The organism is Photobacterium sp. Ph5 (genome assembly GCF_022129445.1).
Taxonomy (GTDB): Bacteria; Pseudomonadota; Gammaproteobacteria; order Enterobacterales; family Vibrionaceae; genus Photobacterium.
Map to the genome: position 1 here is coordinate 1 of NZ_JADQAQ010000114.1, position 1,220 is coordinate 1,220.

Consider the following 1,220-nt stretch of genomic DNA (forward strand, 5'->3'; position numbering starts at 1 on the left):
TACACATCTATAGGATCGTTCAACTGATCATTTTTTTCTTAACTGATCGGCATTACACCACTGCCCCCCATAAATTATCTAATTTCGCTAATGGTTGATTTATATTAATCGATAATTCCACATAGCTATGCACTAACTTAATTTGGTGGTCATCATTAAAGTCATGTCCCAAAATATTTGGATCTGATAAGTCAAAAGATTGTGGTATTACCTTTTTGAGCCCTGACTCTGGTTTGCGATCATTAAGCTCTAACTGAATAAGCGATTGTTGTACCGCTTGTTGTGCTAATTCTTTATAGCCCAGTTTATCGAGTAAAAATATAGCGTGAGCATGAGTAATTCCATGAAGTTTATCGCCAGCGAAAAAGTGCTCATCGGTATTATGGTAAATATCTTGTGTACTTCGCTCAACGGCAATAACACAATGTTGCTGAATATCGATCTCACCTTTATTTAATAAATTCGATGGCTGATATTGACGATAATCAACTAAGCCGTAATAACGTCCCCAATTATCATCCATACAATTAACAATTAGCTTGGCAATATTGGAAACCATACGCTGAGTAACAACAACGTTATTATTGGCGACAGCATTTAAAAATAATGTACCATATATGATCCCATGACCTGAATGACATAATTGTTGTGCGTTGAGCGCAATGGCATTTACCACTTTACCGTAATCGGTAGTTTTAGGGCTGGCTGCTAATGGATTCATTAAATGCTGATTATCATCAACAAACTGCGCTAATCTTTCTTGCAAACTCTGCTTAGCTAAATCATTAAGCGCCCCACTGTGAAGTAGTGAATCGCCTGCCAGTAATGCTGCCCCAATATGCCCTTGAAACCATACGTTACTGTCAATTTCCACTACATTCGCTAACGCTAAAATCCCTTTATCAACAAACTGTCTCATTGTTTTTCTCCTTGCTTTAATTGCTGTGATTACGCCACCAGCGAGATTGATTTAAAGCAAGGATAAAACCTAAAGTTAGGTTGAGATCAAGGATCGTAGTGAATAACTTTAAGCTTAGTGGTATTTTATTATTTATCATAAAGTTATAGAGTTTTAGCGAATGAAAAATAGTATTACTGATGAAAAAATTTCAAATTTTAGGGATTTAGTAAATTCCAATTCAAACTTTGTCTTTAATGCTTATAGTAACCTGATTACCACCGAGACTCAGCTAAGGTTAATAACTTCTCTGGCATCGGTG

General features: G+C 36.1%; 1 protein-coding gene. It reads right to left on the reverse strand.

From position 1 onward, the window contains the following. Nucleotides 1-52: 52 nt before the first annotated feature. Nucleotides 53-919, reverse strand: a complete 867-nt coding sequence (locus I3259_RS20165) for a hypothetical protein (RefSeq protein ID WP_238031445.1) — start codon at nt 917-919, stop codon at nt 53-55. Nucleotides 920-1,220 lie beyond the last annotated feature (301 nt).

What these genes read in the sequence shown, in the direction of transcription:
- I3259_RS20165 (WP_238031445.1), bottom strand. Translation starts at nt 919, where the DNA reads ATGAGACAGTTTGTTGATAAAGGGATTTTAGCGTTAGCGAATGTAGTG.